This is a genomic window from Phenylobacterium glaciei, from assembly GCF_016772415.1.
In the GTDB taxonomy this organism is placed as follows: Bacteria; Pseudomonadota; Alphaproteobacteria; order Caulobacterales; family Caulobacteraceae; genus Phenylobacterium; species Phenylobacterium glaciei.
Window position 1 is genome coordinate 445,586 of sequence record NZ_JAGSGD010000001.1, and the last position, 16,405, is coordinate 461,990.

The 16,405-nt window shown below is 68.6% G+C and carries 17 protein-coding genes; 9 read left to right on the top strand and 8 right to left on the bottom strand.

Translation table 11 applies throughout. The features are described 5' to 3' along the window. Window positions 1–66 precede the first annotated feature (66 nt). Window positions 67–1,281 (top strand): pentapeptide repeat-containing protein, encoded by a 1,215-nt coding sequence (locus JKL49_RS02205; protein ID WP_215338033.1) that lies wholly within the window; start codon window positions 67–69, stop codon window positions 1,279–1,281. A 20-nt stretch (window positions 1,282–1,301) separates the two neighbouring features. Here JKL49_RS02205 and JKL49_RS02210 read toward each other — a convergent pair whose 3' ends face one another. Both JKL49_RS02210 and JKL49_RS02215 read right to left on the bottom strand, forming a co-directional pair. Then, a complete protein-coding gene (locus tag JKL49_RS02210; protein WP_215338035.1) occupies window positions 1,302–2,162 on the bottom strand; it encodes a crotonase/enoyl-CoA hydratase family protein in 861 nt (286 codons plus the stop codon). Window positions 2,163–2,587: 425 nt separating this feature from the next. Next, window positions 2,588–3,226, bottom strand: coding sequence for a COQ9 family protein (locus JKL49_RS02215; RefSeq protein ID WP_215338037.1), 639 nt, complete (start codon window positions 3,224–3,226; stop codon window positions 2,588–2,590). 175 nt (window positions 3,227–3,401) lie between these two features. On the opposite strand from JKL49_RS02215, the gene rpsU reads away from it, so the two are divergent. Next, window positions 3,402–3,641, top strand: coding sequence for a 30S ribosomal protein S21 (gene rpsU / locus JKL49_RS02220; protein WP_215342650.1), 240 nt, complete (start codon window positions 3,402–3,404; stop codon window positions 3,639–3,641). Window positions 3,642–3,901: 260 nt separating this feature from the next. Then, complete coding sequence (ftsH, locus tag JKL49_RS02225; RefSeq protein WP_215338039.1) at window positions 3,902–5,782, top strand: ATP-dependent zinc metalloprotease FtsH; 1,881 nt, start codon at window positions 3,902–3,904, stop codon at window positions 5,780–5,782. 234 nt (window positions 5,783–6,016) lie between these two features. Here the strand turns inward: ftsH and JKL49_RS02230 are convergent, their stop codons facing one another. Continuing rightward, entirely contained in the window at window positions 6,017–6,214 is a 198-nt protein-coding gene (locus JKL49_RS02230) for a hypothetical protein (RefSeq protein ID WP_215338041.1), read from the bottom strand. Between the two features lie 200 nt (window positions 6,215–6,414). On the opposite strand from JKL49_RS02230, the gene JKL49_RS02235 reads away from it, so the two are divergent. Both JKL49_RS02235 and folP read left to right on the top strand, forming a co-directional pair. Next, a complete protein-coding gene (locus JKL49_RS02235; protein WP_215338043.1) occupies window positions 6,415–6,798 on the top strand; it encodes a hypothetical protein in 384 nt (127 codons plus the stop codon). Between the two features lie 22 nt (window positions 6,799–6,820). After that, window positions 6,821–7,603 carry a dihydropteroate synthase gene (folP, locus tag JKL49_RS02240; protein WP_215338045.1) on the top strand — a complete coding sequence of 261 codons (783 nt, stop codon included), beginning with the start codon at window positions 6,821–6,823 and terminating at the stop codon, window positions 7,601–7,603. A gap of 12 nt (window positions 7,604–7,615) precedes the next feature. On the opposite strand, the gene JKL49_RS02245 is transcribed toward folP, so the two are convergent. Next, window positions 7,616–8,368, bottom strand: coding sequence for an SDR family oxidoreductase (locus JKL49_RS02245; RefSeq protein ID WP_215338047.1), 753 nt, complete (start codon window positions 8,366–8,368; stop codon window positions 7,616–7,618). A 61-nt stretch (window positions 8,369–8,429) separates the two neighbouring features. Here JKL49_RS02245 and thiD point away from each other — a divergent pair, with 61 nt between their 5' ends. Next, complete coding sequence (gene thiD / locus JKL49_RS02250; RefSeq protein ID WP_215338048.1) at window positions 8,430–9,233, top strand: bifunctional hydroxymethylpyrimidine kinase/phosphomethylpyrimidine kinase; 804 nt, start codon at window positions 8,430–8,432, stop codon at window positions 9,231–9,233. Continuing rightward, entirely contained in the window at window positions 9,230–9,799 is a 570-nt protein-coding gene (locus JKL49_RS02255; RefSeq protein WP_215338049.1) for a nucleotidyltransferase family protein, read from the top strand. The genes thiD and JKL49_RS02255 overlap by 4 nt, the downstream gene beginning before the upstream one ends. Before the next feature lie 9 nt (window positions 9,800–9,808). Here JKL49_RS02255 and JKL49_RS02260 read toward each other — a convergent pair whose 3' ends face one another. The 3 genes from JKL49_RS02260 to JKL49_RS02270 all read right to left on the bottom strand — a co-directional run bounded on the left by JKL49_RS02260 (window position 9,809) and on the right by JKL49_RS02270 (window position 14,249). Next, a complete protein-coding gene (locus JKL49_RS02260; protein ID WP_215338050.1) occupies window positions 9,809–11,512 on the bottom strand; it encodes an ATP-binding protein in 1,704 nt (567 codons plus the stop codon). 294 nt (window positions 11,513–11,806) lie between these two features. Next, window positions 11,807–12,220, bottom strand: a complete 414-nt coding sequence (locus JKL49_RS02265; protein WP_215338051.1) for a hypothetical protein — start codon at window positions 12,218–12,220, stop codon at window positions 11,807–11,809. Window positions 12,221–12,344: 124 nt separating this feature from the next. Continuing rightward, window positions 12,345–14,249 carry an ATP-binding protein gene (locus JKL49_RS02270; protein WP_215338052.1) on the bottom strand — a complete coding sequence of 635 codons (1,905 nt, stop codon included), beginning with the start codon at window positions 14,247–14,249 and terminating at the stop codon, window positions 12,345–12,347. 293 nt (window positions 14,250–14,542) lie between these two features. On the opposite strand from JKL49_RS02270, the gene JKL49_RS02275 reads away from it, so the two are divergent. Then, window positions 14,543–14,809, top strand: a complete 267-nt coding sequence (locus JKL49_RS02275) for a hypothetical protein (RefSeq protein WP_347340345.1) — start codon at window positions 14,543–14,545, stop codon at window positions 14,807–14,809. A 64-nt stretch (window positions 14,810–14,873) separates the two neighbouring features. After that, window positions 14,874–15,332, top strand: coding sequence for a hypothetical protein (locus JKL49_RS02280; protein ID WP_215338055.1), 459 nt, complete (start codon window positions 14,874–14,876; stop codon window positions 15,330–15,332). Here JKL49_RS02280 and JKL49_RS02285 read toward each other — a convergent pair. Beyond that, a complete protein-coding gene (locus JKL49_RS02285; RefSeq protein ID WP_215338057.1) occupies window positions 15,329–16,222 on the bottom strand; it encodes a DMT family transporter in 894 nt (297 codons plus the stop codon). The two genes, JKL49_RS02280 and JKL49_RS02285, sit on opposite strands and share 4 nt — an antisense overlap. Window positions 16,223–16,405: the final 183 nt, after the last annotated feature.

The window sequence follows — 16,405 nt, forward strand, 5'->3', positions numbered from 1 at the left end:
CTGTGGCGCATTGACGCAACGGTTCCTTAAACGCGATCGGCGACGATTGCGGACTCAGGGATTTCCATGCCGCCCGCCGTCCTCGTCCTTCGCCCGCTCGATCTTGATGGCCTGCGCCTGGCGCTGGACAAGCACCGCCGATTCCTTGAGGGCCGCTCGGGCGGCCGCCGCGCCAATCTCGCCTATGTCGACCTTACCAACCGCCAGCTCGACGGCCTGGACCTGCGCGACGCCGACCTGACCGGCGCGCGGCTGAACGGGGCCTCCCTGGTGGGAACCAGGCTCAGCGGCGCGGTGCTGTTCGGCACTGATCTGCGCGACACCGACCTGCGCCGGGCCGATCTCTCCAAGGCCGATCTGCGCGGCGCCTGCCTGCGCGGCGCCAACCTGGCCCATGCCGACCTGTCGGGCTGCGATCTGCGCGAGGGCCGCATCGCCCTGCAGGACAAGGCCGAGGGCTTCCGCGTCCTGCAGCACGAGGAGCGGCCCGGCGAACTGACCTTCGCGGTGCTCTCGGGCGCCAACCTGGCCGGCGCCCATATGCACGGCCTCTCGGCCATGGCCGCCGACTTCACCGACGCCGACCTGTCGGGCGCGACCTTGGGCGGCGCGCGGCTGGTCAAGGCGGTGATGGACGGGGCCAACCTCACCGGCGCGGACCTGGCCGGCGCCGACCTGACCGGCGCCTCGCTCAAGCGCGCCATCCTGGTGCGCTGTGACCTCGCCATGTCCAAGGTCAAGGACACCGACCTCACCGGCGTGCTGAGGGCGCCCCCTTTGGCGGTCTATATCGACGACAAGCCGCTGGAGGCGGTGCTGGCGGCCCACGAGGCCTTCTGCGATTCCGCCGGCAAGAGCGGCCAGCACGTGCGCCTGCCCGACACCGACTTCCGCTCGGCGGCCGGCGGCCTGAAGGGCCGAAGGCTCAGCGGGCTGTCGGCGCCGGGCTCGGTCTTCTTCGGCATGAACCTGCAGGGGGTGCAGCTCCAGGGGGCCGACCTCTCGGGCTGTGACCTGCGCGGCGCCAACCTGAAGCTGGCCGACCTGCGCGGCGCCCGGCTCACCGACGCCCTGCTCACCCGCGCCGATCTGCGTGGCGCCAAGCTGGGGCCGCTCTCCATCGACGACGGCCGCGTGGTCCGCACCGACCTGTCGCGCGCCATCCTGCGCGGCGCCGACCTCACCGGCGCCTCGGCGCCCCGCGCCCGCTTCCTGGACGCCGACCTGGCCGGCGCCAAGCTCGAAGGCTGCAACCTCAAGGGCGCCGAGCTGGAGGCCTAGAAACCCCGCTCGGATTTAGCTCACATCCCGTGCTTCAACGGCTGCAGGTCCTGGAACTGGGCGTCGCGCTTCTCGGCCTTGGCGGTGAAGGCCTCGCCCATATGGGCGCCGGAGAACATACCGGTCTGCCAGACGGCGATATAGTCCAGCCCGTCCTTGATGGTGTGATCGCGCGCATAGTTGATCATCACCTTGGAGCCGGTGACGGCCAGGGGCGCCTTGCCGGCGATCTCGCGGGCGGTGGACAGCGCATGGGCCACGCACTGCTCCTGCGTCTCGAACACCTCATTGACCCAGCCGATCTCCTTGGCCTTCTGCGCCCCCATCCGGCGGCCCGTATAGGCCATCTCGCGCACCCAACCCTCGGGGATGATCTTGCACAGCCGCGGGAAGGTGCCGACGTCGGCGGTCATGCCGATATTGATCTCCTGGATACAGAAGAAGGCGTCGGCGCTGGCATAGCGGATGTCGCAGGCGCTGGTCATGTCGACGGCCCCGCCGATGCAGCCGCCCTGGATCGCCACGATCACCGGGATCCGCGCATCGTCCAGGCAGCCGAAACAGTCCTGCAGCCACGCGATATGATGCCGCTGCTGCTCGGCGTTCAGGTGCCGGTCGCTGACCTGGTTGGCCGAGGTCGAGCCCCCGCCGCCGAACACCGCCAGGTCCATGCCCGCGGAGAAGTGCTTGCCGGTCGAACTGATCACGATGCAGCGGGCGCGCGCATTGTGGTCGATGTCCTTCACGATCACCGGCAGCTCGTTCCAAAACTCCCGGCTCATGGAGTTCATGGCCTCGGGGCGCTTGAGCTGGATATGGGCGACCCCGTCCTCGATGATGACGGCAAAGCAGCTGAAGTCGGCGGTGGTGACATCGGTCATGGCGGTTCCTCTCGTTGGAAACACCATCGCCCCCTGACGCCGTGGAAGGGAAGGGGAAGGAAACGTCCTTCTCCCCTTGCGGGGTCGAGAGCGGCGCTTCGCCAAATCGTTGGTGAAGCGCATAGCCGGGCTTGAGTAGCCCGGCTCGCTCTCGACGGTGGCCCTGCGGAGCAGGGTCGGATGAGGGGTCGGTAGACCTATCCGGCAAACCCACCGCTCATCCCGGCGAAGGCCGGGACCCAGGTGAGACCCACTCCGATCGCATGTGATTCCACAGGCTGGCCAGGGCCCCTTCCTGCCGCTCGGGATGAATCTGGGTCCCGGCCTTCGCCGGGATGAGCGGCGTTCTGAGAGGGGAGCGCGACCCCTCATCCGACCGGTCTCCGACCGGCCACCTTCTCCCGCAAGGGGAGAAGGAGTTGTCCCTACCCGTACCGCATCTTCCCCAGCGCCGCGGCCACGTCCCGTAGCAGGTCCCCGCCCTTCAGCCCCGCCTTCCATTTCTCATAGGCCATGACGTTCTCGATGCGGCTGTCCACGAAGGCCATGGCCTCAGCCTTGCCGCTGGCCAGCCGAATGGCCAGGCCTGAGACCAGGATCCCCGACAGGATCGCCCGCTTGGAATAGTGGTTCTCGTCGGTGGCGGTGTCGCCGGCCCAGCGCCAGAGGCCATCGGCGCTCTCCCACAGCAGCTTGATCGCCAGCGGAATCCGGGTCGGCAGGGCCAGGTAGCCCGCCCAGCGCCGCACCGCGCCCTCATCGGCCGCCGCCGCATCCAGCCGCGTCTCGACGCCGGCCCGAATGCGTTCGCGGATCTTCAGGCTCTTGGGATCGGTCCCCGCCAGCCGTTCCAGCGCGGCCGCATCGTGCCGTCGCGACAGCAGGGCCGCCAGGTCCGCGGGCCCGTGGGGAACCAGCAGCTCGGTCTCCGCCACCGACAGGCCGCAGGCCTTGCCCGCCGCCCGCACCATGGGCCAGGTCCACCCCTGCGCCGGGGCAAGGTTAAGGGCCGCGTCCAGAATCTGTTGTTCGGTGGCCTCAGCCCAGTCGGTTTCGTGCGCCATCACCCACAATAACGCGCTCTTGAGGCCCTGTCCGCCGTGGACATCGCCTCCCGTCTCTGGTATTTCGCCGCCCTCATCCCGGAGGCTCGTGCCTGTGGGTGTAAGGCATTTGTCCGTTCGCCGCCGCCTGACCCCAGGATTGGCCGAGCGGGAACGGGTAATAGGAGAGATAACTCTGGTTCAGATTTTCGTCCGCGACAACAACGTCGATCAGGCTCTCAAGGCGCTGAAGAAGAAGATGCAGCGCGAGGGCTCGTTCCGCGAAATGAAGCGGCACGTGCATTACGAAAAGCCCAGCGAAAAGCGCGCCCGTCAAAAGGCCGAAGCCGTTCGTCGCGCCCGCAAGCTGGCCCGCAAGCGCGCCCAGCGTGAAGGCCTGATCCCGGCCCCGAAGAAGGCTCCCGGCGCGCGGTAGATCGCGTTCCGATCCTGGAGCGCGATAGCCGAAAGTGGATGCCGGTTTCGGCGCCCATCGCGCGACCAAGCAGGGAATCTTCCTTCCAAGCTTAAGTATTTGAAAGGCCGCGCGGATCACCGCGCGGCCTTTTGCTTTTGCAGATTTTTCACGGCGGCGCTGCGATCTTCTGTCCTGTGGCGCCCTGCTTGCTGGTGAAACCGCGTCGGGCCCCCTATCTTGAGGTCTGACGGACACTTTCCGGAACGGTCTGAACCATTATGAACCTGCGCAATCTCGCCATCTGGGGCGTCATCGTCGTCGTCCTGATCGGGCTCTACAGCATGATGACCGGGGGCGGCCACGCGGCCGGCTCGGGCCAGATCACCTACAGCCAGCTGCTGTCCAAGGTGGCCTCGGGCGAGGTGAAGAAGGCCACGATCCGCGGCCCCAGCGTCGAGGTGACCGACGCCGCCGGCAAGACCTTCGGCGCCATGACCCCCAACAACCAGGACGACCTGGTCAAGCGGCTGGAAGGCCAGGGCGCGGACATCGAGGTCAAGCAGATGGGCGGCGGCCTGGTGGGCCTGCTGGTCCAGAGCCTGCCGATCCTGCTGCTGGTGGGCGTCTGGATCTTCTTCATGCGCCAGATGCAGGGCGGCGCCCGCGGGGCCATGGGCTTTGGCAAGTCCAAGGCCAAGATGCTCACCGAGAACAAGAACCGCATCACCTTCGATGATGTGGCCGGGGTCGACGAGGCCAAGGAAGAACTCACCGAGATCGTCGAGTTCCTGAAGGACCCGCAGAAATACCAGCGCCTGGGCGGCAAGATTCCCAAGGGCGCCCTGATGGTTGGCCCCCCCGGCACCGGCAAGACCCTGCTGGGCCGCGCCGTGGCCGGCGAGGCCGGCGTGCCCTTCTTCTATATTTCCGGCTCTGACTTCGTGGAGATGTTCGTCGGCGTCGGCGCCAGCCGTGTGCGCGACATGTTCGAACAGGCCAAGAAGAACAGCCCGTGCATCATCTTCATCGATGAAATCGACGCCGTCGGCCGCCATCGTGGCGCAGGGCTCGGCGGCGGCAACGACGAGCGTGAGCAGACGCTGAACCAGCTGCTGGTGGAGATGGACGGCTTTGATCCGTCCGAAGCCATCATCGTCATCGCCTCGACCAACCGTCCCGACGTGCTGGACCCGGCCCTGCTGCGTCCGGGCCGCTTCGACCGCCAGGTGGTGGTTCCCAATCCCGACGTCGGTGGCCGCGAGCGCATCCTGCGCGTCCACATGAAGAACGTGCCGCTCGCCGCCGACGTCGATGTGAAGACCATCGCCCGCGGCACCCCCGGATTCTCCGGCGCGGACCTCGCCAACCTGGTCAACGAGGCCGCCCTGATGGCCGCGCGCAAGAACCGCCGCATGGTCCTTCAGCGCGATTTCGAGGACGCCAAGGACAAGGTCATGATGGGCGCCGAGCGCAAATCCATGGCCATGACCGAGGACGAAAAGCGCCTGACCGCCTATCACGAGGGCGGCCACGCCCTGCTGGCCCTCACCGTGCCGGCCACCGACCCGGTGCACAAGGCGACCATCATCCCGCGCGGCCGCGCGCTCGGCATGGTGGTGCAGCTGCCGGAACGCGACCAGCTGTCGATGTCCTATGAGCAGATGACCTCGCGCCTGGTCGTGCTGATGGGCGGCCGCATGGCCGAGGAGATCATCTTCGGCAAGGGCAAGATCACCTCCGGCGCGTCGTCGGATATCGACCAGGCCACCCGCCTGGCCCGCGCCATGGTCACCAAGTGGGGCTTCTCCGACAAGCTGGGGGTCGTCTCCTACGGCGAGAACCAGGACGAGGTGTTCCTGGGCCACTCGGTCTCCCGCACCCAGAGCGTCTCGGAGAAGACCGCCAATCTCATCGACGAGGAGGTCAAGACCCTGGTCCAGACCGCCTTCGACGAGGCCCGGCGCATCCTGACCGAGAGGCTGGAGGATCTGCACACCCTGGCCAAGGCTCTGCTGGAATACGAGACCCTGAGCGGCGACGAGATCATCGCCGTCCTGAAGGGCGTCGCCCCCAACCGCGACGACAGCGACTCAAAGCGCCCCACCGGCCCCGTCGCCTCCGTGCCCCTCTCGCCGCGGACCGACCCCTCACCGGCCTGAGGCTCCCCTTTGTCGTTTCCGGGCAAACAAACTCCGCTCATCCCGGCGAAGGCCGGGACCCAGATTCATCCTCAGCGGTAGGCGCTAGTCCTCGTCCGCCCTCCGGACTCGCGAGAGAGCGGAATGGGTTTCACCTGGGTCCCGGCCTTCGCCGGGATGAGCGGATTTGGAAAGGCCTATCGACCCTCATCTGCCCCTGCTCCGCGAGGCCACCCACAAGGGGAGAAGGAACATCTACGCCTTCTCCAGCACCTTCACGGTTTTCTGCAGTACGCGTCGGCCCCAGGAGGTCAGGTTCTCGCGGGCCAGTTTGGCGCGAGCCGCCTCAAGGGCGGCCTCGCCATGACGGCGCTGCAGCATCTCCGCCTCTTTGGCGGCTTCCTGCTGAACCCGGCGCCAGCGATTGTACAGACGCACTGGATTGACGATCATGACGGCCCCACTCGATCCCCGCCATGTTAGCACCTGCGACATGACGAAATGAGGGCTGTCCCCCAAACTGGTGACGGAGACGATGCGGACTCCCCCCAGGCGCCCGTTAATCAAGCGTTGACGCCATCCTAAGGAACAGCGACCAGGTGAGGCCCCGTCCTTGCACCTCGGGACCCGACTGTCCTGATTGGGGAACCGCCATGATCCGTCTCGTCCTTCTGGCCTCGGCCGCCCTCGCCGTCGCGGCGCCGGCCCTGGCCCAGCCCTACGGCGCCGCACGCCTGTTGCCGGTCCGCACCGAGGCCGCGCCGCGCCACGGCTATGAACTGGCCAAGCCCGACCTGCTGGCCACCGCCTCGGGCGTTCGCGCCCACGGCACGATCTGCCGCCAGGCGGGCCACGTCGGCGCTCCGGTCCGCATGATCCAGCTGCAGCATCTCGACCCTGCCGGCCGCGTCCTGGGCGCCGTCCAGGTTCGCGTGGACTTCGACTCTCTGCGCAGGTCTGCTAGCTGCAGCGCCTATGACCTCGCCACCGCCTGGACTCTCGACCCCGCCGACACGGTCCGCGCCACCGCCCTCTAGGGCCGTGCCCGCGGTGCGGGTGATGGGGATCGTCAACGCGACCCCCGACAGCTTCTCCGACGGCGGCCTCTTCGAGGATCCCGACGCCGGTCTCGACCACGCCCTGCGGCTGGTGGGACAGGGCGCCGACATCCTCGACATTGGCGGCGAGTCCTCCCGCCCCGGCGCCGAGCCGGTCTCCGAGGCCGACGAGATCGCCCGTGTCGTCCCGCTGATCACGCAGGTCCGCGCCCGCACCAGCTTCCCCATCTCCATCGATACCGTGAAGCCCGCCGTGGCCCGCGCCGCCATGGCGGCCGGCGCCTCGATCTGGAACGACATTACCGCCCTATCCGCCCCGGGCGCGCTGGAGACCGCCGCCGATCTGGGCTGCGACGTCATCCTCATGCACATGCAGGGCGAGCCCCGCACCATGCAGGCCGCCCCCCACTACGACGACGTGGTGGCCGAGGTCTGCGCCTTCCTGGTCGCCCGTGCCGATGCGGCTAAGGCCGTGGGCGTGGCCCGCGAGCGTATCTGGCTCGATCCCGGCATCGGCTTCGGCAAGACCCTGGAGCACAACCTCGCCCTGCTGGCCGCCCTGGACCAGGTCGTGGCCCTGGGCTTCCCGGTGCTGCTGGGCGCCAGCCGCAAGAGCTTCCTTGCGAAACTCGACCCCGCCGCCAAGGCCCCCGCCCACCGCCTCGGCGGTTCCCTGGCCGCCGCGCTCGCCGGCGCCTCAGCCGGCGTCACAGCCGTCCGCGTCCACGACGTGGCCGAGACGGTGCAGGCGCTGCGGGTGTGGGAGGCTGTGAAGCGCACCTAACACCGCGGGTGTCTACCCCCGCCCGATAAACGGCATCTTGGTGGCCATCACCGTCATGAACTGGACATTGGCCTCCAGCGGCAGGCTCGCCATGAACACCACGGCGTCGGCCACGGCCTTGACGTCCATCATCGGTTCGGGGGCCAGGGTCCCGTCGGCCTGGGGCACGCCCTTGGCCATGGCCGCGGTCATCTCGGTGGCGGCGTTGCCGATGTCGATCTGGCCGCAGACGATGTCGTGCGCGCGGCCGTCCAGCGAGGTGGACTTGGTGAGCCCCGTGATGGCGTGCTTGGTCGCCGTATAGGCCACCGAGCGGGGACGGGGACTGTGGGCCGAGATCGAGCCGTTGTTGATGATCCGCCCGCCCCTGGGGTCCTGGGCCTTCATCAGGCGGATGGCCCCTTGGGTGCACAGGAAGGCGCCGGTCAGGTTGATGTCCACCACCCGCTTCCAATGGGCGAGGCTGAGCTCCTCCATCGGCAGGGGCGGCGCACCGGTTCCCGCGTTGTTGAACAGCAGATCCAGCCTGCCGAACCTGGTTTTCACCGCCTCGAACAGCGCCAGGACCGAGGCCTCGTCAGCGACATCCGTGGCCATCGTCGTGCACATGTCGGCCTTCGCGCGACGGGCCGTCTCTTCCAGCGCGTCAAGTCTGCGGCCGGCCAGGAAAACGTGAAACCCCGCTTCCACAAGGGCTAACGCGCTCGCGCGCCCGATCCCGGAGCCGGCTCCGGTGACGATGGCGGTCTTGATGTCGGTGCTCATGGGGCCAGACCACCCGAGTCTTCCATCCACGACAACCGACGAATCCTGTATTTCCCTCAGGATGGCTCTCTCCCGCGGACGCGTCCTGATCATCGCCGGCTCCGACTCCGGCGGCGGGGCGGGGATCCAGGCCGACATCAAGACGGTCACCGCCTTGGGCGGTTACGCGGCCACCGCCATCACCGCCATCACCGTTCAGAACACGCTGGGCGTCCACGGGGTCCATGGCGTCTCGCCGGCCCTGGTGGAGGCCCAGGCCCGCGCCGTCCTCGACGACATCGGCGCCGACGCGCTGAAGACCGGCATGCTGGGGGACGTCGAGATGGTCGAGCGCGTCGCCGCGATCCTCGACACCGTAAGGGTTCCCGTCGTCGTCGACCCGGTGATGGTGGCCAAGGGGGGCGCGGGCCTGCTCGCCCCCAGCGCCGTTGACGCGGTGCGGTCCCTGATGGTCCCGAGGGCCACGGTCCTCACCCCCAACGCCCCGGAGGCGCAGGCCCTCACCGGCCTCCCGGTCCACACCACCGACGACCTGCGCCGCGCCGGCGAACGCCTGCTGGCCCTGGGCGCCCAGGCGGTGCTGATGAAGGGCGGCCACGTGGAGGGCGCCGCCGTCGTCGACGTCCTGATGACGCCGTCCGGCGAGACCACCTTCGAGGGCGAGCGCCTCGACACCCGCCACACCCACGGCACCGGCTGCACCCTGGCCTCTGCGGTGGCGGCGGGGCTGGCCCAGGGCATGGCCCTGCCGGACGCCGTCGCCCGGGCCTGGGCCTATGTCCACGAGGCCATGCGTCAGGCCCCCGGCTTCGGCGCCGGCCACGGCCCCCTCGACCATGCCTGGCCCTTGCGGGGTAAGGCATGAAGCATCGCGATGAGCTCGAGGCGATCCTGCGGGCCGCCCCCAGCCTGATGGCGGTGATGGAGACCGCGCGCGAGCTGGACCTGCCCGACTGGCTGATCTTCTCCGGGGCCATCTACCAGCGGGTGCTGAACCACCTGACGGGCCGTGATCCGGACCACGGGATCAAGGACTACGACCTGGCCTACTTCGACCCCGACACCTCATGGGACGCCGAGGACGTCGTCATCGCCAGGGTGGCCGCCGCCTTCGCGCCGCCGGTCCGCGAGATGGTGGAGGTCCGTAACCAGGCCCGGGTCCACCTGTGGTTCGAGGCCAAGTTCGGCGAACCCTACGCGCCGCTGTCGTCCAGCGCCGAGGCCCTGCCCCGGTTCGCCAGCCCGCTGAACGCCGTGGCCGCCAGGCTGGAGGCCGACGGTTCGATGACCATCGTCGCCCCCTTCGGCCTGGAGGACCTGTTCTCCATGACCTACCGCGAGAACCCCAATCGCCGCGTCTCGGGCTTCGCCCGCACGGCTGCGGCCGCCAAGTCGCGCTGGCCGGAGATGACCATCATCCCTCAGGCGTAGCTGGCGGCGCTAGGCCGCCGCGGCCACAGCCGCCGCGTCGAGCACCCGCTCGATGGCGCCGAACAGTTCGGCGGCCTCGACGGGCTTCATGACGAAGGCGTTCATGCCGGCGGCCAGGCAGACGTCGATCTCGGTACGCGCCGCCGAGGCGGTCAGCGCGATGACCGGGGTGCGGCGGTTGGGGCCGGTCCCGGCGCGCAGGGCCCGCGTGGCCTCCAGCCCGCCCATCTTCGGCATATTGAGGTCCATCAGGACGATGTCGAAGGCTTCCAGGGCCAGGGTGTCCAGCGCGTCCTGGCCGTTCTCCGCGGTGCTGATGAAGTCCACGGCGTCCCGCAGGATCAGGGTGAAGGCGCGGCGGTTGATCTCGTGGTCGTCGACGATCAGCACCCGCAGGCCAGTGTGTTCCTGGGGCGCGTCCTCGGCTGTGACGTCGGCCTGGCCGACGGCCAGATCCAGCGACAGTCGGAAGGTGGCGCCCTGGCCCGGCGCGCTCTGCGCCACCAGTTCGCCGCCCATCAGGCGGGCCAGCTCGCGGCTGATATTGAGGCCCAGTCCCGTGCCGCCATGCGTGCGGGCGACGCTGTTGCTGAGCTGGCCATAGGCGGTGAACAGGCCGCCGATCTGCTCGTCTGTCATGCCTGGCCCGGTGTCGATCACCTCCAGGGTCAGGCCGCAGATCCCGTCGGCCTGGGGGCTGGCGGCCATGCGCAGGGTGATGGACCCGCTTTCGGTGAACTTCAGCGCGTTGGAGAGCAGGTTGTTGAGGATCTGGCGGATGCGGGTGGGGTCGCCCGCCACCCAGGCCGGCAGGCGGTGAGCGCCCTCCAGGCGGAAGGCCAGCCCGCCGCGCCGGGCCACCGGTCCCCAGAACTGCACGGTCTCCAGCATCAGCTGGCGCAGGTCGAAGGGGGTGACTTCCACGCCCATGCGGCCAGCTTCGATCTTGGACATGTCCAGCAGGTCGTCCAGCAGAGTCCGCATCATGCGGGCCGAGGAGGAGATCAGGTCGAGGTTGGACTGCCGGCCCGAGGGGCTGCGGACGTCATTGGCCTCGACGGCGCCGGCGAGGATGGCGCTGATGGGGGTGCGCAGCTCATGGCTGACCATGGCCACGAAGGCTGACTTGGCGGCGTCGGCGGCCTCGGCCTGGGCGCGAGCCGCGCTCTCCGCGGTTAGCGCGCGGGCGGCGGCGCGCCAGATCATGTGGGTGAAGACCACGATCAGGGCTGCGGAGGCGGCGATGGCGGCGGCCTGACGCGGAGCGGCCCCCAACCACAGGGCGACGAAGGGGGTGGCCGCCAGATAGAGGGCGAAGGGGGTCGAGGCGGCCAGGAAGGCGGCGCGGGACTTCTGACTGGTGAGCGCGCAGTTCAGCTGACCGCCGCACAGCAGGCAGATCCAGCAGGCCAGGCCGAAGACTCCATCGCTGAGCGGCCCCTCGGCGGCGAAGACCCCGAACACCACACTGTTGGTGAAGAGCAGGGTCAGCGCGACCCAGGGTGGGGGGGTGCGCTTGGCAAACACGAAGTACTCGACGGCCTGCAGGCCGCCGTAGCAGGCGAACCAGACGAAGGCCCAAGCCCAGCCGACAATCGTGCCGAAGCCGAGCGTCAGGCCCACCGCCAAACCGACGCGCATGCGGACCTGAGCCCGCCGCGCGGCGATGACCTCCATCAGGTCGGACGAGTAGCTCGCGGCCGACCAGGGCATGCGGGGTTCCGGTGAAGCTTAGGTCGCTCACAGAACATGGTTTGGGATAATTTCGCGTAAACCCGCGACCCGGGGCGGCGCGACCTCTGGCCGCGCCGCCCCGGTTCTAGCGGCGTTCGCCGTAGCCGGCGCCGTAGAGTTTGCTACCATTGGCCTCGACGCGGATGCGGGCCGAGAGCGTGTCGAAACGGCGGTCCGGATCGGCCCTTTCCCAACCCGACAAGCCATTGGCCCGCCAACGAAAACGGCCCCGCCGGGGAGGGCGGGGCCGTTCGATGTCAGGACCGGGTGGACCTAGCGGCGATCGCCGCCGTAGCCGCCGTAGCCCGAACCGTAGTCGCGGTCGTTGCGCTCGTAGCGCAGCTGGATGCGGATGGAGTCGAAGCGGCGGTCAAGGTCGGCGCGCTCCCAGCGGGTCACCACGCCGTCGGCGCGGTAACGCCAGGACAGGCTTTCGGCGATGCGAAGCTGTTCGCGCAGCCGGAAGGCCTCGCGGCGGCTGATCTGGTGGTGGCGCTCGGCGCGGTTGATGCGGACCTGCAGGTCGTCGCCGCGCACGATGCCGCGTTCCGGACCACCCCGGTCGTCCCAGCGGCCGCCATCCTGGTGGCCACGGTCGTAACCCCGGTCATAGGACTGGGCGGCGGCGGGGAGAGCAGCGGCGGCCAGGGCGGAAGCGGCCGCGATCGAGATCAGAATCTTTTTCATCTTCCATCCTCCTTGGATGTCTGGCGCCGCCGGCTGGCGTCGCTTGAGGAGGAGAGAAACACTTCCAACCTGAAACCGAACTGAGCCCGCCGTTGTCTGGCGTTCAGCTTCGCCGTTCAGGAGATCAGGCGGCGGCGCTCTGCGCCGCGGCGGCCGAGGCGGCGTTTTGGGCGGCGTCATTCAGGGCGCGGCCGATGGCCTCGTAGAGCTTGGCGATCTCGATGGGTTTGGCCACGTGGCCGTCCATGCCGGCGGCCAGGTATTCCTCCACCTGGTGCGACAGGGCGTTGGCGGTGAGCGCCACGATGGGGGTGCGCGGGCGGCCCTGCTCGCGCTCGGCGGCGCGGATGGCGCGGGCGGAGTCGATGCCGTCCATCACCGGCATCTGGATATCCATCAGGATCAGGTCGTAGGCCCCGTCGCGCCAGGCCTCGAAGGCCAGTTTGCCGTCGCTGACGATGTCGATGTCGAGGCCGAGCGACCCCATGACCGCGGCCAGGACCTGCTGGTTGGTGGGGTTGTCCTCGGCGGCCAGCAGACGCAGGGAGCCTTCCTCGGCGTTGTCGCCCTGGGGGGCGGGCGCCGGCGCTGCGGCCACGGCCACGCCACGTTCCAAGGGCAGCTCGACGGTGAAGGTCGAGCCCGTGCCTTCGCGGCTGTCTACCCAGATCGCGCCGCCCATCATCTGGGTCAGCTCGCGGCAGATGGCCAGGCCCAGGCCCGTGCCGCCAAAGCGGCGGGTGGCGGAATTGTCGGCCTGGACGAACTTCTCGAACAGGTTGGCCTGCTTCTCGGCGGCGATTCCAAGGCCGGTGTCGCGCACGGTCAGCTTCAGGGCGCCGCTGTCGGGGTTGAGGCCGAAGCTGGCGGAAACTTCGCCGACTTGCGTGAACTTCACGGCGTTGGACAGCAGGTTGCCGACGATCTGGCCCAGGCGGTCGGCGTCGCCGCGCCACGCGCCCTGGGCGGTAGGCTCGACCTCCAGCTTGAAGGCCAGGCCCTTCTTCTCCGCCATCACCGCGAAGCTCTCGCGGGCCGACGAGATGGCGGCCTCCAGATCGAAGTCGTCCACCAGCAGGGTGAGCTTGCCGGCCTCGATCTTGGAGAGGTCCAGCACGTCGTTCAGCACGGCCAACAGCAGGCCGCCGGACTGGCGGATGACCTCCAGGCGCTCGCGCTGGATATCGTCCATCTCGCCCATGGACATGACCTCGGCCATGGCCAGGACGCCGTTCAGCGGCGTGCGGATCTCGTGGCTCATATTGGCCAGGAACTGCGACTTCAAAGTATTGGCGGCATTGGCCGCGTCGCGGGCCTCCATCAGTTCCTGGAGGGTGCGCTGCAGCGCCTGCTCGCGCTCGTCCAGCTTGGCCAGCAGGTGGTTGAAGCTCGCGGTAAGGCTGCGGAACAGGGCGTCCTGCGCCTCCACCTGGACGGGAGCGAAGCTGCCGCTGGCGGCCACGTCGCGCATGGCGTCCGACAGCTTCTGCACCGGCGCGATCACCCTATGGGCGAGTCCGCGGGCCAGAAACAGGGCGACGCCGACCCCGCCGAAGAAAAGCGCGCCGGTCAGGGCGATGAACTGGGGCAGCAGGGCGTCGAGGCGTGGCGGCGCCACATCCACCACCAGTTCGCCCACACGCAGGCCTTGCATCTTCACCGGCGCGTGGATGACGTCGGTCCCGTTGATGGCGGTGTTGGCGCGTCGATAGGTGGCGACGACCCCGCCCGAGGAGTCCAGCAGACGGGCGCCGGTCACCGACTGAGCCTGGGAGAGCGCGGCGATCGCGGACCGCGCCGCCGGAGCGTCCAACTGCGACAGGGCGGGGGCCGCGGCGCTGGCGGTGATCTCCGAGAGGGCCACGTGATTGAGGTGGCTCTGCTCGCGGGCCACCGCCCACTGTTGCAGCATGAAGGTCAGGCAGGCGGCGATCAGCACCACCATCGTGGTGATCAGCGCGATACCCGCCACGCGGGCATGGAAGGTCGCATTGTGAGCCGGGCCCGTCGCGCGAAGATGTTGGGTCATTTGCTTCTGCAGTCCCGTCCAGCATTCGGGAATAGGACAATTCTCCTAACGTTTCGCTTCCAAGTGCTCGCCTGGAAGGCGAATCCGTGGCCTGGCGGACACAGTCGCAACTTGTGCGCGTAGTTGTCGCAGTTAACAGAGTCTGAATCCCGTGGACGGAGCTTAACCTCTGGTTTACCTCTACTACCGTTGAGTTAATTCACTTGGAGAGGGGCTCCCCCATGGAAAAGGCCTTTGTTGCGCAACGCGTCGCGACCAAGTTGTTCACGACGGAAGCCGCGGTTGACGCGGCCATGATCGAAGCTACCGAACTGATGGCGGACCTCCTGCGGGCCCGTTCCGACGTCGGCACCTCGCTGATCTTCGCCGACGACGTTCAGATCAAGATGGTGGAAGCCATCAAGGCCCTGGGCGAAGCGCGCACCGCCATGGTCGGCGTGCACACCGAACTGACCGAAGCCAAGCTGCGCCTCGGCATCCGCACCACCCTCGGCGGTGTGGAAAACAAGCCGCCCTTCATGCGCAAGGCTGACAAGACGGCGATGCGCGACGTCGGCTAACCCCGATTTGATTGCAATAGTTTAACTAGTCCTGCGTCCCTAATGCCTGTTAGGGGCGCAGGAAATGCCGACGACACTCACCACTCAAATCATCTGGGCCGCCATCATCGCGGTCTGCATGTTCGGCCTGCTCAAGGGCGGGCCCGCCGAGCGTTTTGGCGCCGGGCTGACGCTCGCTATCGCCATCGCCTTCCAGATCATCAACATCGCCCTGCCGGCCGAAGCGCGCGCCGTGCCGCACCTGGTCCTGGACGGCGTCCTGGCCCTAAGCTTCCTCGTCCTCGCCGTCCGCTACGCCAGCCTGTGGCTGGGCGGGGTCATGCTGCTGCAGGGCGTCCAGTTCAGCCTGCACGCCTATTTCTTCGTGACCAAGCTGGCGCCTGGCGTGACCTATGCGGTGGTGAACAACCTCGTTACCTGCGGCACCCTGGTGGGCATCGCGCTGGGCACGGTGGCCTACCTGCGCCACGCCCGCGCCGACCGCGACGCCCTGGCCGCCAAGCAGGCTGCGACTTCCGTCTAGGCCGGCAGCTTCTCGCGCGGCTCCAGGGTCGCCAGGGCCACGCCGCTGAGGATGAGGGCCAGGGCCACGAAGGCCGTCCAGCTTGGACGCTCGGCCAGGAAGATCACCCCCACCGCCGTCGCCCAGAGCGGCGCCAGATAGATGGCCATGGACAGGAACAACGGGCCTCGCCGCTGGATCAGATAGACATAGCCGATGGTGGCCAGCGCCGTGGGAAACACCCCCTGGGCGCTCACCGCCAGCACCGAGGACATCGGCGGCCAGGCCGGGAAGGGTCCGGTGAACACCGCCGCAATGGTCGCGAACACCGCGCCCCAGGCGCACATCATCAGGGCGCCGACGCTGGAGGGGACCGGTGGCGCGCGCTTGGTGACCACGTTGGAGACGCCGTAGAGCGCCGCGCCGGCCAGCGCTCCGATCAGGGCGAGGGCCTCGAGGGAGAGGCCGCCGGTCAGCCGTGGGCCCACCAGCACCAGCAGGCCGACGAACCCCAGGGCCACGCCACCGGCCTTGCGGGCGGTGAGTTGCTCGCCGGAGACGAAGGCGTGGGCCAGCAGGGCGGTGAAGATCGGCGAGGCGCCGTTGCAGATGGCGTTGATCGCTGAGGGCAGCCGCTCGGCGGCGAGCGCGAAGAGGGCGAAGGGCACGGCCATCCCCACGAGGCCATTGAAGGCGTAAAATCGCCAGGCCCGGTCGCGCCAGCCCGGCAGGCCCTGACGCTGGATCGCCAGCACGATGGCCAGCGTCGCCACCGCGATCCATAGCCGCAGGGCAGTGTTCCAGAACGGCGGGATGTGGGCGACGGCGATCTTCAGCGCCGCGAAGGCCGATCCCCAGGTGACCACCAGGGCGGCCAACACCAGCCAGTCTATGGGTTTGGGACGGGTCATGACGGCTCCGGCGGCCTGGCCGCAGGGTCAGGAATCACGGCTTGAGGCCAAGGCCAAGCCTTCGTGTCGTCAGCGCCGCTCAATCCGCCTTTCAAAAAATTACGCTTGCCCTCTTCCGCAAACCGGAGTTTTTGCGCGGCGGGCCACGCCCCCCCAACGGGGCGCTGCTCATCTGTAAGGATG